This window comes from Mesorhizobium sp. ISC25 (assembly GCF_042295465.1).
Lineage (GTDB): Bacteria > Pseudomonadota > Alphaproteobacteria > Rhizobiales > Rhizobiaceae > Mesorhizobium.
Genome location: NZ_CP135441.1, coordinates 3,797,935 through 3,817,633 on the forward strand (window position 1 = coordinate 3,797,935; position 19,699 = coordinate 3,817,633).

The 19,699-nt window shown below is 62.0% G+C and carries 17 protein-coding genes; 4 read left to right on the plus strand and 13 right to left on the minus strand.

All coding sequences use genetic code 11. The features are described 5' to 3' along the window. Positions 1-16: 16 nt before the first annotated feature. From RQ479_RS18815 to RQ479_RS18840, 6 genes are all read right to left on the minus strand, one after another. Positions 17-1,348, minus strand: coding sequence for a UDP-glucose dehydrogenase family protein (locus tag RQ479_RS18815; protein ID WP_376702172.1), 1,332 nt, complete (start codon positions 1,346-1,348; stop codon positions 17-19). Positions 1,349-1,433: 85 nt separating this feature from the next. Continuing rightward, a complete protein-coding gene (locus RQ479_RS18820) occupies positions 1,434-2,237 on the minus strand; it encodes a family 16 glycosylhydrolase (RefSeq protein ID WP_376705972.1) in 804 nt (267 codons plus the stop codon). Positions 2,238-2,433: 196 nt separating this feature from the next. Further along, positions 2,434-2,835: a hypothetical protein gene (locus RQ479_RS18825; RefSeq protein WP_292659399.1), complete on the minus strand. Its 402-nt coding sequence runs from the start codon at positions 2,833-2,835 to the stop codon at positions 2,434-2,436. A 269-nt stretch (positions 2,836-3,104) separates the two neighbouring features. After that, complete coding sequence (locus tag RQ479_RS18830) at positions 3,105-4,127, minus strand: glycosyltransferase family 2 protein (protein WP_376702173.1); 1,023 nt, start codon at positions 4,125-4,127, stop codon at positions 3,105-3,107. Then, positions 4,118-4,288, minus strand: a complete 171-nt coding sequence (locus RQ479_RS18835; protein ID WP_376702174.1) for a hypothetical protein — start codon at positions 4,286-4,288, stop codon at positions 4,118-4,120. Before RQ479_RS18835 ends, RQ479_RS18830 begins: the two co-directional genes overlap by 10 nt. Before the next feature lie 292 nt (positions 4,289-4,580). Beyond that, positions 4,581-4,901: an exopolysaccharide production repressor exox gene (locus tag RQ479_RS18840; protein WP_376702175.1), complete on the minus strand. Its 321-nt coding sequence runs from the start codon at positions 4,899-4,901 to the stop codon at positions 4,581-4,583. 557 nt (positions 4,902-5,458) lie between these two features. On the opposite strand from RQ479_RS18840, the gene RQ479_RS18845 reads away from it, so the two are divergent. After that, positions 5,459-6,136: a sugar transferase gene (locus RQ479_RS18845; RefSeq protein WP_352464389.1), complete on the plus strand. Its 678-nt coding sequence runs from the start codon at positions 5,459-5,461 to the stop codon at positions 6,134-6,136. A 207-nt stretch (positions 6,137-6,343) separates the two neighbouring features. Next, the gene (locus tag RQ479_RS18850; RefSeq protein ID WP_292659420.1) at positions 6,344-7,555 is read left to right on the plus strand and encodes a polysaccharide biosynthesis/export family protein; all 1,212 of its coding nucleotides are present in this window, start codon (positions 6,344-6,346) and stop codon (positions 7,553-7,555) included. A 124-nt stretch (positions 7,556-7,679) separates the two neighbouring features. On the opposite strand, the gene RQ479_RS18855 is transcribed toward RQ479_RS18850, so the two are convergent. Further along, entirely contained in the window at positions 7,680-8,951 is a 1,272-nt protein-coding gene (locus tag RQ479_RS18855) for an O-antigen ligase family protein (RefSeq protein ID WP_376702176.1), read from the minus strand. A 269-nt stretch (positions 8,952-9,220) separates the two neighbouring features. On the opposite strand from RQ479_RS18855, the gene RQ479_RS18860 reads away from it, so the two are divergent. Then, positions 9,221-9,973 (plus strand): SDR family NAD(P)-dependent oxidoreductase, encoded by a 753-nt coding sequence (locus tag RQ479_RS18860; RefSeq protein WP_352464393.1) that lies wholly within the window; start codon positions 9,221-9,223, stop codon positions 9,971-9,973. Between the two features lie 40 nt (positions 9,974-10,013). Here RQ479_RS18860 and RQ479_RS18865 read toward each other — a convergent pair whose 3' ends face one another. Both RQ479_RS18865 and RQ479_RS18870 read right to left on the minus strand, forming a co-directional pair. Beyond that, positions 10,014-10,595 (minus strand): DUF1349 domain-containing protein, encoded by a 582-nt coding sequence (locus RQ479_RS18865; RefSeq protein WP_376702177.1) that lies wholly within the window; start codon positions 10,593-10,595, stop codon positions 10,014-10,016. A gap of 38 nt (positions 10,596-10,633) precedes the next feature. Then, positions 10,634-12,070 (minus strand): aldehyde dehydrogenase family protein, encoded by a 1,437-nt coding sequence (locus RQ479_RS18870; protein ID WP_352464773.1) that lies wholly within the window; start codon positions 12,068-12,070, stop codon positions 10,634-10,636. 176 nt (positions 12,071-12,246) lie between these two features. Here RQ479_RS18870 and RQ479_RS18875 point away from each other — a divergent pair, with 176 nt between their 5' ends. After that, positions 12,247-13,278, plus strand: a complete 1,032-nt coding sequence (locus RQ479_RS18875) for a hydroxyacid dehydrogenase (RefSeq protein ID WP_376702178.1) — start codon at positions 12,247-12,249, stop codon at positions 13,276-13,278. Between the two features lie 25 nt (positions 13,279-13,303). Here RQ479_RS18875 and RQ479_RS18880 read toward each other — a convergent pair whose 3' ends face one another. The 4 genes from RQ479_RS18880 to nirB form a co-directional block, all read right to left on the minus strand. Beyond that, positions 13,304-13,789, minus strand: coding sequence for a hypothetical protein (locus RQ479_RS18880; RefSeq protein WP_376702179.1), 486 nt, complete (start codon positions 13,787-13,789; stop codon positions 13,304-13,306). A 104-nt stretch (positions 13,790-13,893) separates the two neighbouring features. Then, positions 13,894-16,833, minus strand: a complete 2,940-nt coding sequence (locus tag RQ479_RS18885) for a molybdopterin-dependent oxidoreductase (RefSeq protein WP_376702180.1) — start codon at positions 16,831-16,833, stop codon at positions 13,894-13,896. Between the two features lie 3 nt (positions 16,834-16,836). Continuing rightward, positions 16,837-17,166 (minus strand): nitrite reductase small subunit NirD, encoded by a 330-nt coding sequence (nirD, locus tag RQ479_RS18890; protein ID WP_376702181.1) that lies wholly within the window; start codon positions 17,164-17,166, stop codon positions 16,837-16,839. Positions 17,167-17,232: 66 nt separating this feature from the next. After that, positions 17,233-19,683, minus strand: coding sequence for a nitrite reductase large subunit NirB (gene nirB / locus RQ479_RS18895; protein ID WP_376702182.1), 2,451 nt, complete (start codon positions 19,681-19,683; stop codon positions 17,233-17,235). Positions 19,684-19,699: the final 16 nt, after the last annotated feature.

Consider the following 19,699-nt stretch of genomic DNA (forward strand, 5'->3'; position numbering starts at 1 on the left):
CTGGACCGCCCTGGCGTCACGCCGCCATTCTGCCGATGCTGTGGTATTCAATGCCGTGGCGGGCGATGACCTTGGGGTCGTAGATATTGCGTCCGTCGAAGATGACGGGCGTGGTCAACGCGTTCTTCAGCGCATCGAAGGACGGCGCGCTGAAGCTTTTCCACTCGGTTACGATCAAAAGCGCGTCGGCGCCTCGCAGCGCAGCCTCCTTGGTGCCGCACAGCTGCAGGTCGTCGCGCAGCCCGTAGATCGCCTGGCATTCCTGCATCGCCTCGGGATCGTAGGCCTGAACATTGGCCCCGGCGGCCCAGAGCGCCTCCATCAGCGTGCGGGACGGGGCCTCGCGCATGTCGTCGGTATTGGGCTTGAAGGCCAGGCCCCACAGCGCAAAGGTCTTGCCCTTGAGATTGCCCTTGAAATAGCGGTCCACCTTCTCGAACAGGACCGACTTCTGCTGGTTGTTGCGCTCCTCGACGGCGCGCAGCAGCTTGGCGTCGAACTTGACGGCCTCGGCGGTCTTGATCAGGGCGCGCACATCCTTCGGGAAGCACGAGCCGCCATAGCCGAGGCCCGGATAGATGAAGTGGTAGCCGATCCGCGGGTCGCTGCCGATGCCCTTGCGGACCTCCTCGATGTCGGCACCCAGTTGCTCGGCGAGGTTGGCCATTTCGTTCATGAAGCTGATCTTGGTGGCCAGCATGCAATTGGCCGCGTATTTGGTGAACTCGGCACTGCGCACGTCCATCACGATCATCTTTTCGTGGTTGCGGTTGAACGGCGCGTAGAGCTCGCGCATCACCGCCTCGGTGTCCTCGTTGCTGGTGCCGACGATGATGCGGTCGGGCTTCATGCAGTCGCTCACAGCGGACCCTTCCTTGAGAAATTCCGGATTGGAGGCGACGTCGAAAGCCAGATCCTCGCGCCCGCGCGCCTTCAGCGTCTCGGCGATCCTTGCCTTTATCCTTTCGCAGGTGCCGACCGGCACGGTCGACTTGCCGACGACGATCTTGGGCGTGTCCATCTCACGACCGATGGCCTCGGCGACGGCCAGCACATATTTGAGGTCTGCCGAACCATCCTCGCCCGGAGGCGTGCCGACGGCGATCATCTGAATCTGGCCATGCTTGATCGCCGCGGCGGCGTCGGTGGTGAACTTGATGCGGCCGGCGGCATGGTTCTCCTTGACCATGTTTTCGAGCCCAGGCTCGAAGATCGGGACATGACCCTGGTTGAGCCGCTCGACCTTTTTTGCATCGATGTCGACGCAGACCACCTGATGGCCGACTTCGGCAAGCACCGCCGCCTGTACAAGACCGACATAGCCGATTCCAAAGACAGTCAAATTCATTCGGTTTCATTCCTGTTCAAGGCTTCGGGCCTGTTCGAGCTTCGGTTTTCCGACCACCTTCGGCCCGGCCGGTTCAGATGCGCTTCTAGTTCGTGTTGCATGCCAGCGATTCCGGGAATTGGCAGGGCTGGCCGAGTGCGGTGAACGCAACGCGATCCACCTGCATGGTGAGCTTGCGGCCGGGATCCGAGAACGGCCCCATCCAGCCCTTCATCGTATCGCTGCCCCACAGGCTGAAATAGATCCTTTGCGAATGGGTGGGCAGCTTCGCCGGATCGGTGATCTCGTGGACAAGCTTGCCGTTGACGTACCAGCGCAGCCGGTCCTTTTCCCAGACGAAGGCGTAGTCGTTGAAGGCCTTGTCGGTGCCGCCGGCGACGTCGACCAGTTTCTCGTTCTTGCCTTTGCCGGCTATGTAAGCGTTGACTTGGACCTTGGACGTGTCCTTGGTCAGCACCTCGAAGTCGATTTCATCATGCGGCTGCTTGTCGGCATCGCCGACGAAGCTGAAGAATGCCGCGTTGACGCCGGAGCCCGTGTCGGTCTTCATCCGCGCCTCGTAGGTGCCGTAGCCGAAGCGCTGCTTGGTCTGGATCTCGGCGCAGGCGAATTCGCGATCCTTCAGCTTGCGCTTCTCGAAACCGAGCGTCAGCATGCCGTCGGAAAGCCCGATCAGGCTTTTGGACCAGGTACAGTTCTGATGCTTGCCGTTCGTCCAGCCGTCGGAAACATACCAGCGCGCGCGACTGAGGCTGGTGAAATCATCGACAAAGGACGGCGCGGTTGGGAGATCCTGGGCGCGGACGGGCACCAGGCCCGCAACCAGGCTGACGAGAACGAGCAGCAGAAACGCGCTATCTGAACAGAACCGCCGCAGCTTGCCCGGCATCGGGCGCGTGAACGGGGTGCCGCGGGTTGCCGGGGCGGACGTGCTTTTAGGATCTGCGTTCATATCAAACTCACCTTGTGCTGTGCGCCCCCCAAAGCGATCGTTCGAACCGTGACGAAACAACCTGATCTTGACCTCTGTCGCTCCTAAGCTCCGTGTTGTGCCTAAAACCATTGCGCCGACCCGGGGTGTTCGCTCAGCCTTTGCCGGAATCGGCGGGCTTCACAAAATCGGTCCTTATGTCGGGACCGTTCTGCCGCTTCTCCTCGAAGATTTCATCCAGCGAATGACGGAGATCCTTCATCATCTGCATCTGGCGCGACAGCGCTGCGATCCGCCGCTCGCAATTCAGGATCGACCTGGTCAGTTCGCCGACTTCGGAAGACCTGCGAGAGGAGACCGCTCCGTTCTCCATGGCCTCGACCAGAAAGGCGGCATTGGTAGCCGTCGTCCTGTAGCGGTTCTCAAGTCCGCTCTTCTCCGCCTCGACTTCGGCCGCGATCTGGTCCAGCAGCTTTGCCAACCGATCGAGGCGCGAGGTGTCGGTCTGCGTGTCGCGCGCCGGATCTCTCGATCGGAAGCGAAAGATCGAGGCCATGTAGTCAGCGCCCCATCATCGTCGAGCTGGTGACCGGCCTTGGCGCCAATCCACATTCAAAAGACATTTCTTGCATCGTCCAGCTCCTCCGACAGGGGATGTCTCGGGCCAGTTCGGTTGGCCGTCCAAAATTGCTGCACCGCAACATAGATTGCCATTCCCTGCGCGCATAGGCAACCACCTAGATCGTAAACTCATGAATCTCGTTGAAATGGTGCGAGCCGACCGAAGGGTAAGGGCGCGGCTACCGCGATCGCACGTTGACGGGCCTAGCTTTCGCTGGCCGTGCTGGTTCCGGCCATGAGGAAGCGCAGCGGCGGCACATGCTGACGCTTCGCGGCGAGGCCAGCGCGGCGAAACAGCGCATCCAGCTTGTCGGAGGCAACGCCGCGGACGATCGCCGTGAGGTTGGACGAGCCGGCCAAGGCGTAGGCCGCGGCCGACGCCAGCCCGCGCTCAGCCTTCACGTCTAAAAACTTCCGCAACCGGTATTTGTCGCGGATGTGCCGCTCGTGCCTTCTCAGCGCAGCCTTCGATGCCTCCGGCAAACTGTCGATCGCAAGCAGTGCCAGGTCGGCATCGGCCAGATGCTTCAGGTCCTGGGTCTTGTGCCGTCCACTCAGCGAATCGGCGCGCACGATCGCGCCGTAGCCACAGGATTTGATGACCTTGAAGCGCGCGCCGTGGGCAACCGCGCGCGCATAGAGTTCATAGTCTTCACCCAGGCGCAGCTTCTCGTCGTAGCGCAGCCCATGCCGATCGAGGAAGGCGCGGCTGATCACTGGCTTGAGGAAGCCCAGTTCCCCTCGTTGCACACGGCGCCTGGAGATGTTGGCGTCGATGAAACCCTCGAAATCGAGGAATTCCGGTTCGGGAGAGAACGGTGGAGCAACGATTTTCGAAACGTCGGTTGCCGCGTCATCCCTGACAAGCATGATGTTGTCTGCAGCGAAATCCCAATCGGTGCTGGCGAACAGTCTGTGAAACCTGCCTTCGAAAAAGAAATCATCAGCGTCCAGAATGCTGATGAACGGCGACCTGGAACCGGCTATCGCGGCGTTGCGGGCAAAGGAGGGGCCGCGATTGACGTCGAAGCGGATGACGGAAAGGCGGCCCGTGCCGTCGTCGGCTGCGTGGGCGACTTTCGCGGTATCGTCGGTGGACGCGTCGTCGACGACGACAACTTCCGCAACCTCCGGCTCGCGTAATGCCGATGCAATGGCAGCCGGGATTGTCCGCGCCGCATTGCGCGCGGCGATGATCACGCAGACCTGGGATGATGTCATGGACATGCCTCTCGATTGCAGAAGTCGTTGCGGATTTCCTCGCCTCGTCCGCTCAATGCCCCACCGCCCATCTGAAATGCATCGGCCCAAATGCCTATGCTGCAATTGCGAAGCAGCATCGCCAAAATCATCGGCGCCGTCCAGTTTTTCATTTCGCTGGGTGTCATGGCCCGGTTGCGCAGGCGGCGAGCCTCAATCGGGATGGCTCCAGAAATGCGGCGCTTGGCAGAGCCGTTCCTGCACGCTCCATCAGAGCGTTCGACTGGCGGAAACCAGTTGCTGGTCCTCGCCGACCGGATGGCGGTGACGCAGAGCGAGCGCGTCGAGGCCGGCAGTGTCAAGCAATTGAAAGGACAGGAATGCCGACAGCCGGTGTTGTTGAGGCGAGCAATCCGTCAGAGGACCGGCAAGCTTAGCCACAGGTCACATGGACATCGCAGACCGCGGCCATGCCTGAAATCAGTGAAGGCCCCTTCTGGCGCTGAATTTCTCGCCTTCGGCCGCTTCGTTCGAACTCAGCTTTCGTTCAGCGTCGCGAATTTTGTCGGCCGGGGTCGGGGCATTTCTGGCGATCATGGCAAAGACCAGCAGAAAATAACCCAGTTGGATGACTATAGCGCAGCCGATGACACGAAAAAGCGTCGTACCGAGCGAGGCGCCGCCCAAATACGACCAGACGATCACGATCGCCAGCGCAAAACACATTCCGATAATGAACTTTGGCAGTGACATACCCGATAGCCCATCAACCGGCTCGGGAAAAAATGTCGACAAGCCCACCCCGAGCACCTCCCTTAAACTCTGCGAGCTTATTTAGGTTGCCCGCATCTGGCCGGTTGCTTCCGGCCTAGCCCAATCTGTCCATAGTCCGACAGCAACAATTTGCAACTCTATTGACCCGCGCAATAGGCGGCAAGGGCAGCTGCGGAATAATTTTAAACGAATCCTCGGGATCGACTCTGCCATGGTGCAATGCACACGTCGGCATCACCACTGATTGCCGGATATCGACTCGCTCCAGTAAGATTTATAATATTGGCCAGTATTTTAGCATAACATCAGTCGATATTTTGAAATTCTAAATGATGGCAAAGCTCCACAGCAGGGTATAAAGAGCGATTCGCCTAAAATCAGCCCCAAAATTGGACTAGCTTTTCCAAAATTGCCCATAATCTGTCTCTTTTGCGACATAAAGGCGAAATTTTGTGCAGGACGAGTTTATTATTTAGTCAGTTCATGACGCGACTATTACAGCCGTCTGGGAAATTGTGTGTTGCGCTGCAACATTTTTTTGGTATCGTGCGGTAAACCATCCGTTCAACGTATGGAGTTTACGCATGAGGGACGTAGCCAAGCCGGCCGATGCGGATTTTTCGCAGGCCGGCGTCGATTTTCCGCCACCGATCGGCGGCCTGCTCAAACGCAGCTTCGATATTGCCGGTTCGCTGATCGGCCTGATCGCTCTCAGCCCGCTGTTCGTGATGATAGCGCTGCTTGTCAGGTTTTCCGATGGCGGGCCGATTTTCTATGGCCACAGCCGGATCGGCCGCGGAGGACGGATTTTTCCGTGCCTCAAGTTCCGCACCATGGTTCCAGACGGCGAGCGGGTGCTTGCTGCCTATCTCGCCTCGAATCCGGAGGCCAACGCCGAATGGATAGCGACCCGCAAGTTGAAGAACGACCCGCGGATCACGCGCGTCGGAGCGGTGCTGAGGAAGCTCAGCCTCGATGAGCTGCCGCAGATCATCAACATCCTGCAGGGGGATATGAGCCTGGTGGGGCCCCGTCCCGTGGTGCGCGATGAGCTGGAGATCTATGGCAATTCGGCCGTCTATTACCTGAAATCGCGCCCCGGCCTGACCGGGCTCTGGCAGGTCAGCGGACGCAACGATGTTTCCTACGACAGCCGCGTCGCATTCGACAGGCACTATGTCGAGAACTGGTCGATGTTCGAAGACATTCGCATCATCATCAAGACCGTACCTGCGGTCTGGATGTCGCGAGGCTGCTACTGACGGCCGCTTGCTGGCCGTGCATCGAGGAGCGACTGTCCAGAATTCGGGCCTAGAACTCGGGCCCCTAACTCAGGCATCGGCAGCTCATCGGGCGGGGCAAACCAGATCGGAAACGCTCAGTTGAAAGCAGATATAATCGATATCTTTTGCACCGGCATTCTCTCCAGACGCATGCGGCGAGTACGGCTTTTGACGACTTGCCTCACAATGGCGACCGGCCTGACGCTGTCGCTAGCCCTGCCACAGTTTGCCTTCGCCGACGACTATCGGCTAGGAGCACAGGACAAGCTGACCATCCGCGTGGCGGAATGGCAGACCGTCGAAGGCACGTTCCGTGACTGGTCGGCCATCAATGGAGAATACACAGTCGGCCCCGCTGGAACCTTGTCGGTGCCGTTCGTCGGTGAGATGCCCGCATCCGGCAAGACGACTTCGGAGATCGCGGCATCGCTCGGCGAGGCGCTGCAGCGCAAGCTCGCTCTGGCCGACAAGCCGGAGGCTTCCGTCGAAATGGCGCAGTACCGGCCATTCTACATCTCTGGCGAGGTGCAATCGCCCGGCCAGTACCCTTGTGTGCCTGGGTTGTCCGTGCTGAAAGCGATGAGCATTGCCGGCGGAGCCCGGCGGAACCCGGAGAGCGGGCAGCGCTTCGACCGCGACCTAATCAATGCCAAAGGCAATTTCGACGTACTACAAGACCAATTGGTCAGGCTGACCGTCAAGCGCGCCCGCGTCGAAGCGGAACTGGCGGACAAGCCGACATTCGCGGTGCCGAAAGAGGTGGCCGACGATCCAAAGCTGCCCAGCATCGTTGCCGATGAGACGGCGATCCTGGCGGCCGACCAGAAGAAACTCAAGCTGCGCTTGCAGGCGCTCGACGATTTGAAGGCGCTGCTGCAGAGCGAGATCGATTCGCTGCAGAAAAAGATCGTCAACCAGCAGAAGCAGGTCGATCTGGCGAAGGAGCAGCTCAACGGCATCGGCTCGCTGGCGCAAAAAGGCCTGGTCGTCAACACGCGGGTTTTGAACTCGCAGCAAACCATCGCCGACCTTGAAGGCCAGATCCTGGATTACGAGACGGCGATTCTCACGGCCAAGCAGTCGATCAGCAAGGCCACCCAGGACGCCATCGATCTGGAGAACACCCAGAACTCCAGCCTCGCGACCGACCGGCAACAGACGGAAGCCGATCTCAACGAGGTGACGCTGAAGCTGAATATGGAAAAGGCCTTGATGTCCGAAGCCTTGTCGGGCAGCCCCATGCCGCAATTCTACGGCAACAACGAACCAGCGGCCTTGTCATTTTCCCTGGTGCGGGTGGTCGACGGGAAGACCAGCGAAATCACCGCCGATGAAGACACACCGGTGCTGCCAGGGGACGTGATCAAGGTCAAACCGGCGCCCCTGGCCATCCAGTAGCTTCTTTCCACCGGAGCGAAGCACCAACCCCGCAGGCAGCGGTCTGCGGGTTTTTGGGCTTGGTATCTTATGGATCAGAAAACAAGGCAGCCTTCGGGCAACGAACCGCCTGGATCCGCCCGCTCTACCCTCGCACGGCGTCCGGTTCCTCGATATGGTTCACGGCGTTCCACCGGGAAGGAGCGACGGCCGGCACCCTCACCAGCTTGAAGTAGCTGTAATACAGCAGGAACGATCCCATGATGTAGGGATTGAGGGTCTCGACCTCGACGAAGGAGCGGATGAACAGAAGCACCATGACGCCGGCAAGAATCACCGAGTCGGCTTGCCATGTCCTGAATATCAGCGCCGAGACGTGCCCCCAGAGCGTGCGCAGGATGATCAGCGAAAGCAGTGTCGCACCGACGAAGCCGAGTTCCACCAAGGTCTCGATGTAGGTGTTGTGGAAGTGGAAGCCGCTTCGCGCGGCGATGTAGAATTCGTTCCACAGCCGCTCGGCCTCGGAGAAGCCCTGCACCCAATAGGCCGCGTAGCCGACGCCGAGGATGGGCGATTGCTGCGCGGCATTCCAGCCCTGTTGCCAGAGGTAGGTTCGTCCGGTGAGCGTCGAATCCTTGCCGAAAAGGCCAAGGACAAAGTCCATCAGCCCGAGATTCAGCGCAATCACGGTACAGGCGACCAGCGCGCCCGCACCGATCATGAAAATCACCCGGCGATGTCGGAGCGAAAGCAGCTTGCCGATGGAAAGCAGGGCGACCAGAGCCAGAACCGCCGGGGTCGATGCCATCGAAGTGGCCGAATGCGACACGACCAGCAGATAGCCCGACAGAAGGACAATCGGTACGATCAACAAAAAGCTTATCCTGCCGCGCCTGAGAAAGGCGAGGTAGCCAACGCAGAAATAGATGCCAAGCGATGCGACAAAGCCGATCTGGTTCTTGGAGCTGAACGCGCCGACGAAATTATACGTGCCATCGAGAACGTCATAGGAATAACTCGCGACCTTGAGCGAGTAGAGCAGGACGACGAAAATCCCGATCAGGGCGCCTATGGTCAAGGTCCGGACGCTGACGGTGCGCGCGGCAATGTAGGCGCAGGCGATATGGGAGCAATATTGGACGGCCGTCCTTGCCGTCGTGCCGGGGGCTGCCGACCAGAACACCGAGAAGCAGACATAGGTTGCAAAGGCCAGCGGAAGCCAGGCGCTGGAAGCGTGCCTTAATATCTTCCGGTAGTCGACCAGGATGAGCGGCAGCCAGACTGCATAGTAGGCCAGGATCATAGCCTGGCCGAAAATGGTCGAGTAGGAGAACGCCCAGATAGAGACGGCAACGGCAAAGCTGCCATAGACCGTGTTCTTGTCCGGATCGATCAACAGAGATTTTGGAATCTTCATCTCGGTAGCGGTTTTCCGTCCTTGCAGCTCAATGCCGATTTCATGGGCCGCTCATGGGCCGATTCATCGGATCGATGGGAGGCTCGCCTGCAGGCGCTCGCATTGTGCAGTGCAATATAACCCATCCGGCGCCGCCTGTCACCCGGATGCCAACTGGGCGTCCAATTGCGCGGTGCTGGCCCATCACAAGCTGTTCTGAGGTTGCAAGTCCGCGCTTGAACTTGTCGGCCGTTGACTTCACATTCGCCGCCAATTGGGAGGAAGACCACATGCCGATGAGTTTCGCGGGACGATTTGCCGGACGATCTGCTGTTATCACCGGCGGCGCCTCAGGCATCGGCCTGGCGGTCGCGCAAAGGATCACTGACGAAGGCGGGCGTGTTTCGGTCTGGGATCGCGATGCCGCTCAGATCGAGCAGGCCAAGGCCAGTGTTCCAGGCCTGCACAGCGTGACCCTCGACGTCGCCGACCCCATAGCGGTCGAAGCCGCCGCCGGAGAGACGATCGAAGCGCTTGGCGTAGTCGATGTGCTTGTCACCAGCGCTGCCATCACCGGACCGAACATGACGGCCTGGGAGTATTCGGTGGAGGATTGGCGCCGGGTCATCGACATCAACATCAACGGCGTCTTCTTCTGCAACAAAGCGCTGGTCCCGCATATGCTCGAACGCAATTACGGCAGGATCGTCAACATCGCCTCGATTGCCGGCAAGGAAGGTAACCCGAACGCCTCGGCCTACAGCACCTCCAAGGCGGCGGTGATCGGCATGACCAAATCGCTCGGCAAGGAACTGGCCAAGACCAAGGTGACGGTGAACTGCGTCACGCCGGCGGCTGTGCGCACCGCGATCTTCCAGCAGATGAGCCAGCAGCACATCGACTTCATGCTGTCCAAAATACCGATGGCGCGGTTCGGCGAGGTCGAGGAGGTGGCGGCGCTGATTTGCTGGATCGCGTCCGAGGAATGCTCGTTCACGACGGCTGCCGTCTTCGACGTCTCCGGCGGCCGGGCGACCTACTGAGGCAGGCCGGACGCAAACCGCCCGACCGGATCGCGGCGCCTCAGTCGTGAAGCTCTCGCGAGATCGGCGGGCCGATGGAAAAATCGCTGAATGTCACTTCGAAACCCTCGCGCTGCGGCGAACAGCACATCATGCCGACATCGACCGTTTTCGACGGCGGGAAATAGGCAAGCCGCACCGGTTTCCAGTGCTTGTCGGTCGCGTCCAGATACTGGACGCGGATCGTCTCGGCATGGCGGGTCAGGCGGATCCTGACCCCGTCCGGATCCGCCGGAATGCTGGCCAGCGACCAGTCAGAGGCATCGTTGGTGACGACGACGGAAAAATACATCAGCCCGTCTGTGTATTCGATGCCGGCCTTGATCCAGTGCGTCTCGCTCAGGCGGACCATAAGCCCGGCCTGATCGTAAAGCACCTCATAGTGCCCCTTGACCGCGACTTCGGCGCTGAAATCGCCCTCGACCTCACGATAGAGGAAATGGCCATTGTCACGCCAGAAGCCGTAGAACGTCTCGCGCCAGAAGTCGGTCTCCTTGCCGGTTCGCACATCCACCGTATTGTTGCCGAAGGCGTGGTGCGGCGGCGGATTGAGCCAGGTCAGGTCGGTATTCTCAGATGTCATCGATTTGCTCGCCTGCCTGGCTGGTCCGCCGCCCTTTCTTAGCCGGCAAACGTGTAAGCGGTCTTCACCGTGGTGTAGAACTCTGCGGCATAGCGGCCCTGCTCGCGCGGGCCGTAGCTCGACCCCTTGCGCCCGCCGAAAGGCACGTGGAAGTCGACGCCGGCCGTCGGCAGGTTGACCATGACCATGCCGGCTTCCGAATTGCGCTTGAAATGCGTGGCGTGCTTGAGGCTCGAGGTGCAGATGCCGGATGTCAGGCCGAACGGCGTGTCGTTGGCCACGGCCAGCGCCTCGTCATAATCCTTGACGCGGATGACGTTGGCGACCGGTCCGAAAATCTCCTCGCGCGAGATGCGCATGGCGTTGGTGGTTTCGGTGAACAGCGCCGGCTGCAAATAGAAGCCGCGGGTTTCACGATCGAGCCGCTCGCCGCCGAAGGCAAGGTCCGCGCCTTCCTGACGGCCGATGGCGATATAGTCTTCGTCCTGTTTCAACTGGCTCTGGTCGACAACCGGTCCGATCTGGGTCTTGGCATCGAGAGCGTCGCCGATGACCAGCTTGCCCAGGCGATCTTTCATCGCCTCGACGAAGCGGTCATGGATGCCGTCCGTCACCACCAGGCGGGACGACGCCGTGCAGCGCTGGCCGGTCGAGAAGTAGGCGCCGTTGACCGCGCAGTCGACGGCGACGGCAAGGTCGGCATCGTCGAGCACGACGAGCGGGTTCTTGCCGCCCATTTCGAGCTGGAACTTGCGCATGTGCTCGACGCTGGCGGCGGCGACGCGCTTGCCGGTGCCGACAGAGCCGGTGAAGGTGATGGCGTTGAGGTCAGGGCTGTCGAGCATGGCCTGGCCAACCACCGAACCTTTGCCCATCACCAGGTTGAGCACGCCCTTGGGCAGCCCGGCGCGGTGCAGGATGTCGACAATTGTCCAGGCGCTCTCCGGAACGAGTTCCGCCGGCTTGAAGACGATGGTGTTGCCGTAGGCCAGCGCCGGAGCGATTTTCCAGGCCGGGATGGCGATCGGGAAATTCCACGGCGTGATGATGCCGACGACGCCGACCGCTTCGCGGGTGATCTCGACGCCGACGCCGGGCCGCACGCTTGGCACCAGCTCGCCCGACAGGCGTAGCGTCTCGCCGGCGAAGAAGTCGAATATCTGGGCGGCGCGGACAGTCTCGCCGATGCCCTCGACCAGCGTCTTGCCTTCCTCGCGCGCCAAGGCCCGGCCGATTTCATCTTTCCGCGCGGTGATCTCGTCCGACGCCTTCCTCAGCACCGCATGGCGTGCCAGCAGGCCCGATCGGGACCATGCCGGAAATGCCGCCTTCGCCGCAGCGATGGCCTGCCGGGCGTGCTCGGCGCCCCCCGACGCATATTCGCCGACCACGTCATCGAGATTGGACGGGTTGATGTTGCGGGAGCCGGCATCGCCTACCCACTCGCCATCGATGAGGTTCTTTCGAAACGGGATCATGTCGCTGTCTTCCTTGTCGTCCTTCGATCGCCGTCTATCTGGACCACCGACCGCCGCACCGCAAGGCCGAAGGCAGGCAAACTTCTCCTCCTCGACAGGCATGTGATAGGTGTCGGGGCGGGAAAGACGATTCTAGTGCGGTGCGACGCGGATCGCACGGGAGGAAAGGTATCATGTCCGACAGCGCCTTGCCGCTGGTGATCAGCGCACCCGAACCGCGCACGCTCGACCTGATCTTCACGCCGGCTGCGCTGGCGAAATTTCGATCGAAATACCGCATCGTTGAAACATCGCCCGAAGATGTCAGAGCCCTGCCTGCCGATATCCTTGCCGAAGCCCGCTACATCGTCGGCCAGCCACCTATCCCGCCGGAGACGCTGGAAAAAATGAAGGCGCTGCGCTGCATCTTCAATGTCGAGAGCAACCTCATCAACAACATGCCGTATGAGACGCTGTTTTCGCGCGGCATCCATGTCGTCACCACCGGGCTGGTCTTTGCCGAACCGGTGGCCGAGCTCGGCCTTGCCATGGCGCTCAACCTTGCCCGCGGCATCGTCGATGCCGACCTCGCTTTTCGTCAGGGCAAGGAGCTGTGGGGCGGCGACGGCAACCGGACGGCGCGGCTTCTTTCCGGTGCGGATGTCGGCATCATCGGCTTCGGCGATCTTGGCCGTGCGCTCAACCGGCTGCTGTCGGGCTTTCGCACGCAGACAAAAGTCTTCGACCCGTGGCTGCCGCCGTCGATCCTGATCGAAAACGGCGTCGAGCCGGCCTCTCTCGACGACGTACTGTCGAACAACGATTTCATCTTCGTCGTCGCTTCGGTGACTAGCGAAAACCAGGGTTTCCTTGCTGCCGAGGCGTTTGCCAGGATGCGCAAGGGAGCCGCTTTCATCCTGCTCAGCCGAGCCGGCGTGGTCGATTTTCCGGCACTGATGGACGCCGTCCGCAGCGGCCATATCGTCGCCGCCAGCGATGTTTTTCCTGAGGAACCGCTGGCCCAGGATGACCCGGTCCGCACATTGCCGGGATTCCTGCGCTCCGCCCACCGGGCCGGTGCGCTCGACATCGCCTTCAAGCGGATGGGCGACATGGTGCTGGAAGACATGGACCTGATCGACCGCGGCCTGCCGCCGATGCGTTCGAAGCGGGCCGAGCGTGAGACCGTTTCGCGAATGCGTTCAAAACCGGTCGACAAGAATTAAGCCGTCTGCCGACGGTCGCACATGCTCAGACGGTGAAGGACCAAAACAGGCAGGCCAGTGTCGCTGCGGCAAAGACGACGAAGAACAGGCTTCTCAACAGGATGTTGCGGCGCAGCTCGTTGATGAAGAGATGGCATCCGACGACGGCTGCGACAAACAGGAACCGCCAGTTCAGCAGCGCCGAGAGCACATCGCGCTGACCGAAAGCAAGTCTCGCGGCGAGACATCCAACGATGACCGCAAACAACACGATGACCGTCCAGAAGATCGCATCGGCGGCATGTGTCAGGACGATGCCAGCGAGCCTGATCGGCAGAACCATCATCAGCAGTGCGCTGAAAAAATAGATCGCCGCGAGCGGAATGAACGTCCCCGCATCGGCGACGTCGCTCAAGCGCTTGGCGCCGATCGCGCCATAGGGATAGCCATGCCTGGCCACCGTCAGGCTGAGCGCCATCAGCAAGGCCGTCAGCACGGCGGCAAGCGCGAATGAGGTCAGGGCTTTGCTCATAGGGTTCCCGTTCCGAGCGAATCGAAGTCAGAACGTTGGTAGCCCATGGTTTGTAAATTGCTAGTAAGCATCGTGCAGCGGCGCGGCAGAGTTCCTCGGCGCATTCACTCCGCAGCTTGTAGACGCCGCCCGTCGATAATGGTCTTGATCTCGGCGCGGCAGGAGCCGCAATTGGTGCCGGCGTGAAGCGCGGCGCCGATTGCCGCGACGCTGGTGCAGCCGCCGCGCACCGCTTCCGCGATCTGGTTGGCACCGACCCCGAAACAGGCGCAGACGATGGCACCGCGGTCGACGCTCTTGCCGCCAGGCCTGCCGGCGACAATCGCCAACCGCGCCTGCCGATCGGCATGGTCGGCACCCAGTTGTTCGACCGCCCAGCCGCGCGACACCGCTACCGGGGTAGGCGCAAGATAGAGCGCGCCGACCAGCCGACTGCCCGCGAAACGGGCGAAGCGATGGTGCCCGCCGGCGATGTCGTGATAGGCGAGTGTTTCCCCTTCCATGCCTAACAGGGAGGCGGCAAACCCGGTCCAGTCGCGGCTGTCCTGCAGCGCAATTTCAAGGCGCCAGCCGGCGGGGCAGCGGGCGAGGCTCCAATAATCGGCGTCGATGGATGCTGGCCGTTCGGCAAGCACGGCGAATCCGAAGGCCGTGGCGGCGAACCGCTCGATGCGGGCGGCAACGTTCTTCGAGGCCGGCTGGCCTGAAATCGCATCGGTCGTCGGCGCGACGAGTGCATCGACGCGCGCGCGGGCGGAGAACTGATCGGTCCAGTGCATCGGTACGAATACAGAGCCCTGGCGTTGCCGCACCGTCACCAGCGCGCGGACCAGCACCTCGCCATGGGCAGTCGAGACGCGGACGATGTCGGCATCGCCGATGCCATAGTGCTGCGCATCCGCCGGGTGGATTTCGACGAACGGTTCGGCCATGTGCTGCGACAGGCGCGGGCTCTTGCCGGTCCGCGTCATGGTGTGCCAGTGGTCGCGGACGCGCCCGGTGTTGAGGACGAGCCGGTAGTCCGGGTTGGTGCGGGTTTGTGCGGCTGGGCGGATAGCAATGAAGCGTGCCTTGCCGTCGGGCGTGTAGAAGTTGCCGTTGGCGAAGAAGCGGGTACTTTTGTCCTCCGGCTGGCGCCAGGCACCCCCCTCTGGCCTGCCGGCCATCTCCCCCTCAAGGGGGGAGATTGGCAGTTTTGACGCTGCAACGCTGGAAATTGGCGAAGGCCGTGGTGGCGGCGGATCTCCCCCCTCGAGGGGGAGATGGCCGGCAGGCCAGAGGGGGTCGGCACGACCGGGCTCCACCTCGTTGGGACGGAATGGCGTTGGAGAGGCTTCACCGACCCCACCCCGTCCCGCTTGTTTCGCTTCGCTCAACGCGCGTGCCGACCCTCCCCTCAAAGGGGAGGGTGAGGCCGGCGCTGGCCATTGGAACGGCAGAAGATCCTCATAGGTCTCTGCACCGATATCGCCATACGCGCCGATGTCGAAATCGCGTGCCCCGTCATTCTCGAATGTCGACAGCGCCGCATGCTCGGCGAAGATGTCGGCCGGCGACACATGCGAAAAAGCCTCACCAAACCCCATCCGCTTGGCGACTTCAGCGATGATCCACCAATCTGGCCTTGCCTCCCCGGGCGTGGCCAAAAACGCCCGCTGGCGCGAGATGCGGCGCTCCGAATTGGTGACGGCGCCATCCTTTTCACCCCATGCGGTGGCCGGCAGCCGGACATGAGCATGGCGGACCGTGTCGGTCTCGCCCAGCACGTCCGAGACCACGACAAACGGACAGGCCTTGATCGCCGCTTCGACCGCATCGGCATCCGGCATCGAATCGACCGGATTGGTCGCCATGATCCACAGCGCCTTGATGCGTCCGTCGGCCACCGCCTCGAACATCTCGACCGCTTTCAGGCCGGGTTTTTCGGCGACGGTTGGGGCATTCCAGAAGCGCTGCACGCGTTCGCGGTGCTCGGGGTTTTCGATCTCCATATGGGCGGCCAGCATGTTGGCCATGCCGCCGACCTCGCGGCCGCCCATGGCGTTGGGCTGGCCGGTCACCGAAAACGGCCCGGCGCCGGGCTTGCCGATGCGGCCGGTGGCCAGATGGCAGTTGATGATGGCGTTGACCTTGTCGGTGCCCGAAGACGACTGGTTCACGCCCTGGCTGTAGACGGTCACCGTCTTCGCTGTCGCGGCAAACAGGCCGTAGAAGCGGGCCAGTTCATCCTCGCCAAGGCCCGTGGCCGCTGCGATGCCGGCAAGGTCGAGCGCCGAGGCAGCGAAAAGCGCTTGCCCGAAGCCGGTCGTGTGCGCCGTGATATAGGTGCGGTCCAGCGCGTTGTGCTGGCCGAGATAGGCGAGCAGGCCGGTGAACAAAGCGACGTCGCCATCGGGCGCGATCGCCAGATGCATGTCCGCGATATCCGATGTCATGGTGCGGCGTGGGTCGATCAGCACCACCTTCAACTCGGGCCGCTTTTCCCGGGCGGCGGCAATGCGCTGGTAGAGCACCGGATGGCACCAGGCGAGATTGGAGCCGACCAGCACGATCAGGTCGGCAAGTTCCAGATCCTCGTAATTTCCCGGAACGGTGTCCGAGCCAAAGGCGCGACGGTGGCCGGCGACCGACGAGGCCATGCACAGGCGCGAATTGGTGTCGATATTGGCCGAGCCGATGAAGCCTTTCATCAGCTTGTTGGCGACGTAATAGTCCTCGGTCAGCAACTGGCCGGAGACGTAGAAAGCGACCGCGTCAGGGCCGTGCTCGGCAATGGTTTGCGAGAAGGTCGAAGCGACAAGGTCGAGCGCTTCGTCCCAGTCGGTGCGGCGACCGTGGATCTCCGGATATAGCAACCTGCCGTCGAGGTCGGTGGTCTCGGCCAGCGCCGAGCCCTTGGAGCAGAGCCGGCCGAAATTCGCCGGGTGGTCCGGGTCGCCACGAACGGTTATTTCGCCGTCCGCGGCGACCTTCGCCAGCACGCCGCAACCCACCCCGCAATAGGGGCAGGTGGTCCTCACCTCGCGCGCTTCATCAATCTTCATGGTTCACGCCGCGCGGCTGGCCAGCGCTTCCGGCGCAATGAACAGCCGCTCGCCGTCGATCCGGACCGCAATGGTGCGCACCACGCCCTCGTCCGCGCCGAGCGCCTTGCCGGTTTCCAGCGAGATCACCCAATTGTGCAAGGGACAGGTCACCGCCGTGCCATGGACGATGCCCTGGCTGAGTGGCCCACCCTTGTGCGGGCAATGGTCCTCGATGGCGAAGACCTGATCGTCCGCCGTGCGGAAGACGGCGATCTTACCTTGAGGCGTTGCGACGCAGCGGGCGCCGCGGCGCGGAATGTCTGACATCGAGCCGATAGATACCCAGTTCATGTGGCTATTCCTCTTTTGCGCGTGTTCTTGTCCGAAAACCGCATTCCACTTTTCGGGAACACGCGCCTACTCCGCCGCCTGCGCGAAACCGACCGAAGCCATCGGCCGGAATTCATGCTTGTCCTTGCCGGAAGCACGTTCCGACCACGGATCGACCTGGGCGAATTTCTGCGAAAAGACGAAGCGGTCGAAATAGGTCTTGCGCTTCTCGCCATCGTCCATGATCTGGCGCTTGATCTCGGCGATGCCGACGCGCTTGGCCCATTTGTAGATGCGCTCGAGATAGCGGCCCTGCTCGCGATACATCTGCGTCAACGCCACGATATGCTCCAGCGCATCGTCCTCGGTCTTGACCAGGCCGAGCACTTCGGTGCCCTTGATGTCGAGGCCGGCGGCGCCGGCGAAATGGATTTCGTAGCCACTGTCGACGCAGATCACGCCGACATCCTTGCAGGTCGCCTCGGCACAGTTTCGGGGACAGCCCGACACTGCCATTTTGACCTTGGCCGGGGTCCACGAGCCCCACATGAATTTTTCGATACGGATGCCCAAGCCGGTCGAATCCTGCGTGCCGAAGCGGCACCAGTCCGAGCCGACGCAGGTCTTCACCGTGCGCAGTCCCTTGGCATAGGCGTGGCCGGAGACGAAGCCAGCCTGGCCGAGATCGGCCCATACCGCCGGCAGGTCTTCCTTGCGGATGCCGAGCATGTCGATGCGCTGGCCGCCGGTGACCTTGACCATCGGGATCTCGAACTTGTCTACGACGTCGGCGATGGCGCGCAATTCGGCGGCGTTGGTGACGCCACCCCACATGCGCGGCACCACCGAATAGGTGCCGTCCTTCTGGATGTTGGCGTGGACGCGCTCGTTGATGAAGCGCGACTGGTAATCGTCGGCGTATTCGTCGGGCCAGTCGCAGACGAGATAATAGTTGAGCGCCGGCCGGCATTTGGCGCAGCCGCAGGAGGTCTTCCACTCCAATTCCTGCATGACGGCGGGAATGGTCTTCAGGCCCTTGGCCTTGATCAGCCTGCGGACCTCGTCATGGCCGAGCGTGGTGCAACTGCACATCGGCTGGACCGCCGCGGGGTTGTATTTGTCGCCGATGGTCAACACCATCAGCTTTTCGACCAACCCGGTGCAGGAGCCGCAGGAGGCCGACGCCTTGGTGTGGGCGCGCACGTCGTCGAGCGAGGTCAGGCTCTTGCCAGTGATCGCGCCGGTGATCTTTCCCTTGCATACGCCGTTGCAACCGCAGATTTCCGCATCATCCGGCAAGGCTGCAACGGCCGCCATAGGGTCCAGGGGGGCGCCTCCCTGGTAGGACTGGCCGAAGATGAGCGTATCGCGCATCTCGGATATGTCGGTCTGCTTCTTCTTGAGGTCGTTGAACCAGGCGCCGTCCGCCGTCTCGCCATAGAGCACGGTGCCGATGATGCGGTCGTCCTTGAGCACCAGGCGCTTGTAGACGCCGGCCGCGGCATCGCGCAGCACGATCTCCTGGCGGTCATCGCCCTCGGCGAAGTCGCCGAGAGAGAACAGCTCGATGCCGGTGACCTTGAGCTTGGTCGGCGTGTCCATGTGGACGAAAGCCGCCGCCTCATTGCCGGCCAGATGGCTGGCGGCGACGCGCGCCATGTCGTAGAGCGGCGCGACCAGCCCGTAGACCTGGCCGTTGACCTCGGCGCATTCGCCAATTGCGTAGATATCGGGATCGTTGCTGCGCATGCCGGCGTCGACGACGATGCCGCGATTGACGGCAATGCCGGCTTCCTTCGCCAGCGCCGCATTCGGCCTGATGCCCACCGCCATGACGACAAGCGTTGCGGGAATGACGGTGCCGTCGGCAAGCTCCACCCGCTCGACCTTGCCGTTGCCGATGATCGCCTGGGTGTTGGCCTTGGTGATGACCTTGATGCCGCGCTGCTCGACGGCGCGCTGCAGGAGATAGCCGGCGGCCGGATCGAGCTGACGCTCCATCAGCGTCGGCATGACGTGCAGCACGGTGACGTCCATACCTTGCGCGTTCAAGCCCGCAGCCGCCTCCAGGCCGAGCAGGCCGCCGCCGATGACCACCGCCTTGGCCCGCGACTGGGCGGCAAGCATCATCGCCCGGACGTCATCGAGATCGCGATACGTGAGTACGCCGGGCAGATCATGGCCTGGCACCGGAATGATAAACGGCACCGAGCCGGTGGCGATGACCAGCTTGTCGTAGGGCTCGGTCACGCCATGATCGGAGGTGACGGTCTTTGCCTGCCGGTCGATGGCGACGATCTTGTGGCCCTTGTAGAGGGTGATGCCGTGCTTGATGTACCAGCCGTCGCCGTGGATGATGATCTCCTCATAGGCCTTTTCGCCCGACAGAACCGGCGACAGCATGATGCGGTCGTAGTTCACGCGCGGCTCGGCGTTGAAGATGGTGACCTGGTAGCGCCCAGGCGCCTTTTCCAGGAGGTGCTCCAGCATGCGCCCAGGGGCCATGCCGTTGCCGATGATAACGAGTTTCTCGGTCATGTCCTGATCCACTCCG

Excerpts from the sequence above, each read along its gene's own strand:
- RQ479_RS18815 (WP_376702172.1), bottom strand. The coding sequence starts at position 1,348 with ATGAATTTGACTGTCTTTGGAATCGGCTATGTCGGTCTTGTACAGGCG.
- RQ479_RS18820 (WP_376705972.1), bottom strand. The coding sequence starts at position 2,237 with ATGCCGGGCAAGCTGCGGCGGTTCTGTTCAGATAGCGCGTTTCTGCTG.
- RQ479_RS18825 (WP_292659399.1), bottom strand. The coding sequence starts at position 2,835 with ATGGCCTCGATCTTTCGCTTCCGATCGAGAGATCCGGCGCGCGACACG.
- RQ479_RS18830 (WP_376702173.1), bottom strand. The coding sequence starts at position 4,127 with ATGTCCATGACATCATCCCAGGTCTGCGTGATCATCGCCGCGCGCAAT.
- RQ479_RS18835 (WP_376702174.1), bottom strand. The coding sequence starts at position 4,288 with ATGACACCCAGCGAAATGAAAAACTGGACGGCGCCGATGATTTTGGCG.
- RQ479_RS18845 (WP_352464389.1), top strand. The coding sequence starts at position 5,459 with ATGAGGGACGTAGCCAAGCCGGCCGATGCGGATTTTTCGCAGGCCGGC.
- RQ479_RS18850 (WP_292659420.1), top strand. The coding sequence starts at position 6,344 with ATGGCGACCGGCCTGACGCTGTCGCTAGCCCTGCCACAGTTTGCCTTC.
- RQ479_RS18855 (WP_376702176.1), bottom strand. The coding sequence starts at position 8,951 with ATGAAGATTCCAAAATCTCTGTTGATCGATCCGGACAAGAACACGGTC.
- RQ479_RS18860 (WP_352464393.1), top strand. The coding sequence starts at position 9,221 with ATGCCGATGAGTTTCGCGGGACGATTTGCCGGACGATCTGCTGTTATC.
- RQ479_RS18865 (WP_376702177.1), bottom strand. The coding sequence starts at position 10,595 with ATGACATCTGAGAATACCGACCTGACCTGGCTCAATCCGCCGCCGCAC.
- RQ479_RS18875 (WP_376702178.1), top strand. The coding sequence starts at position 12,247 with ATGTCCGACAGCGCCTTGCCGCTGGTGATCAGCGCACCCGAACCGCGC.
- RQ479_RS18880 (WP_376702179.1), bottom strand. The coding sequence starts at position 13,789 with ATGAGCAAAGCCCTGACCTCATTCGCGCTTGCCGCCGTGCTGACGGCC.
- RQ479_RS18885 (WP_376702180.1), bottom strand. The coding sequence starts at position 16,833 with ATGAAGATTGATGAAGCGCGCGAGGTGAGGACCACCTGCCCCTATTGC.
- nirD (WP_376702181.1), bottom strand. The coding sequence starts at position 17,166 with ATGAACTGGGTATCTATCGGCTCGATGTCAGACATTCCGCGCCGCGGC.
- nirB (WP_376702182.1), bottom strand. The coding sequence starts at position 19,683 with ATGACCGAGAAACTCGTTATCATCGGCAACGGCATGGCCCCTGGGCGC.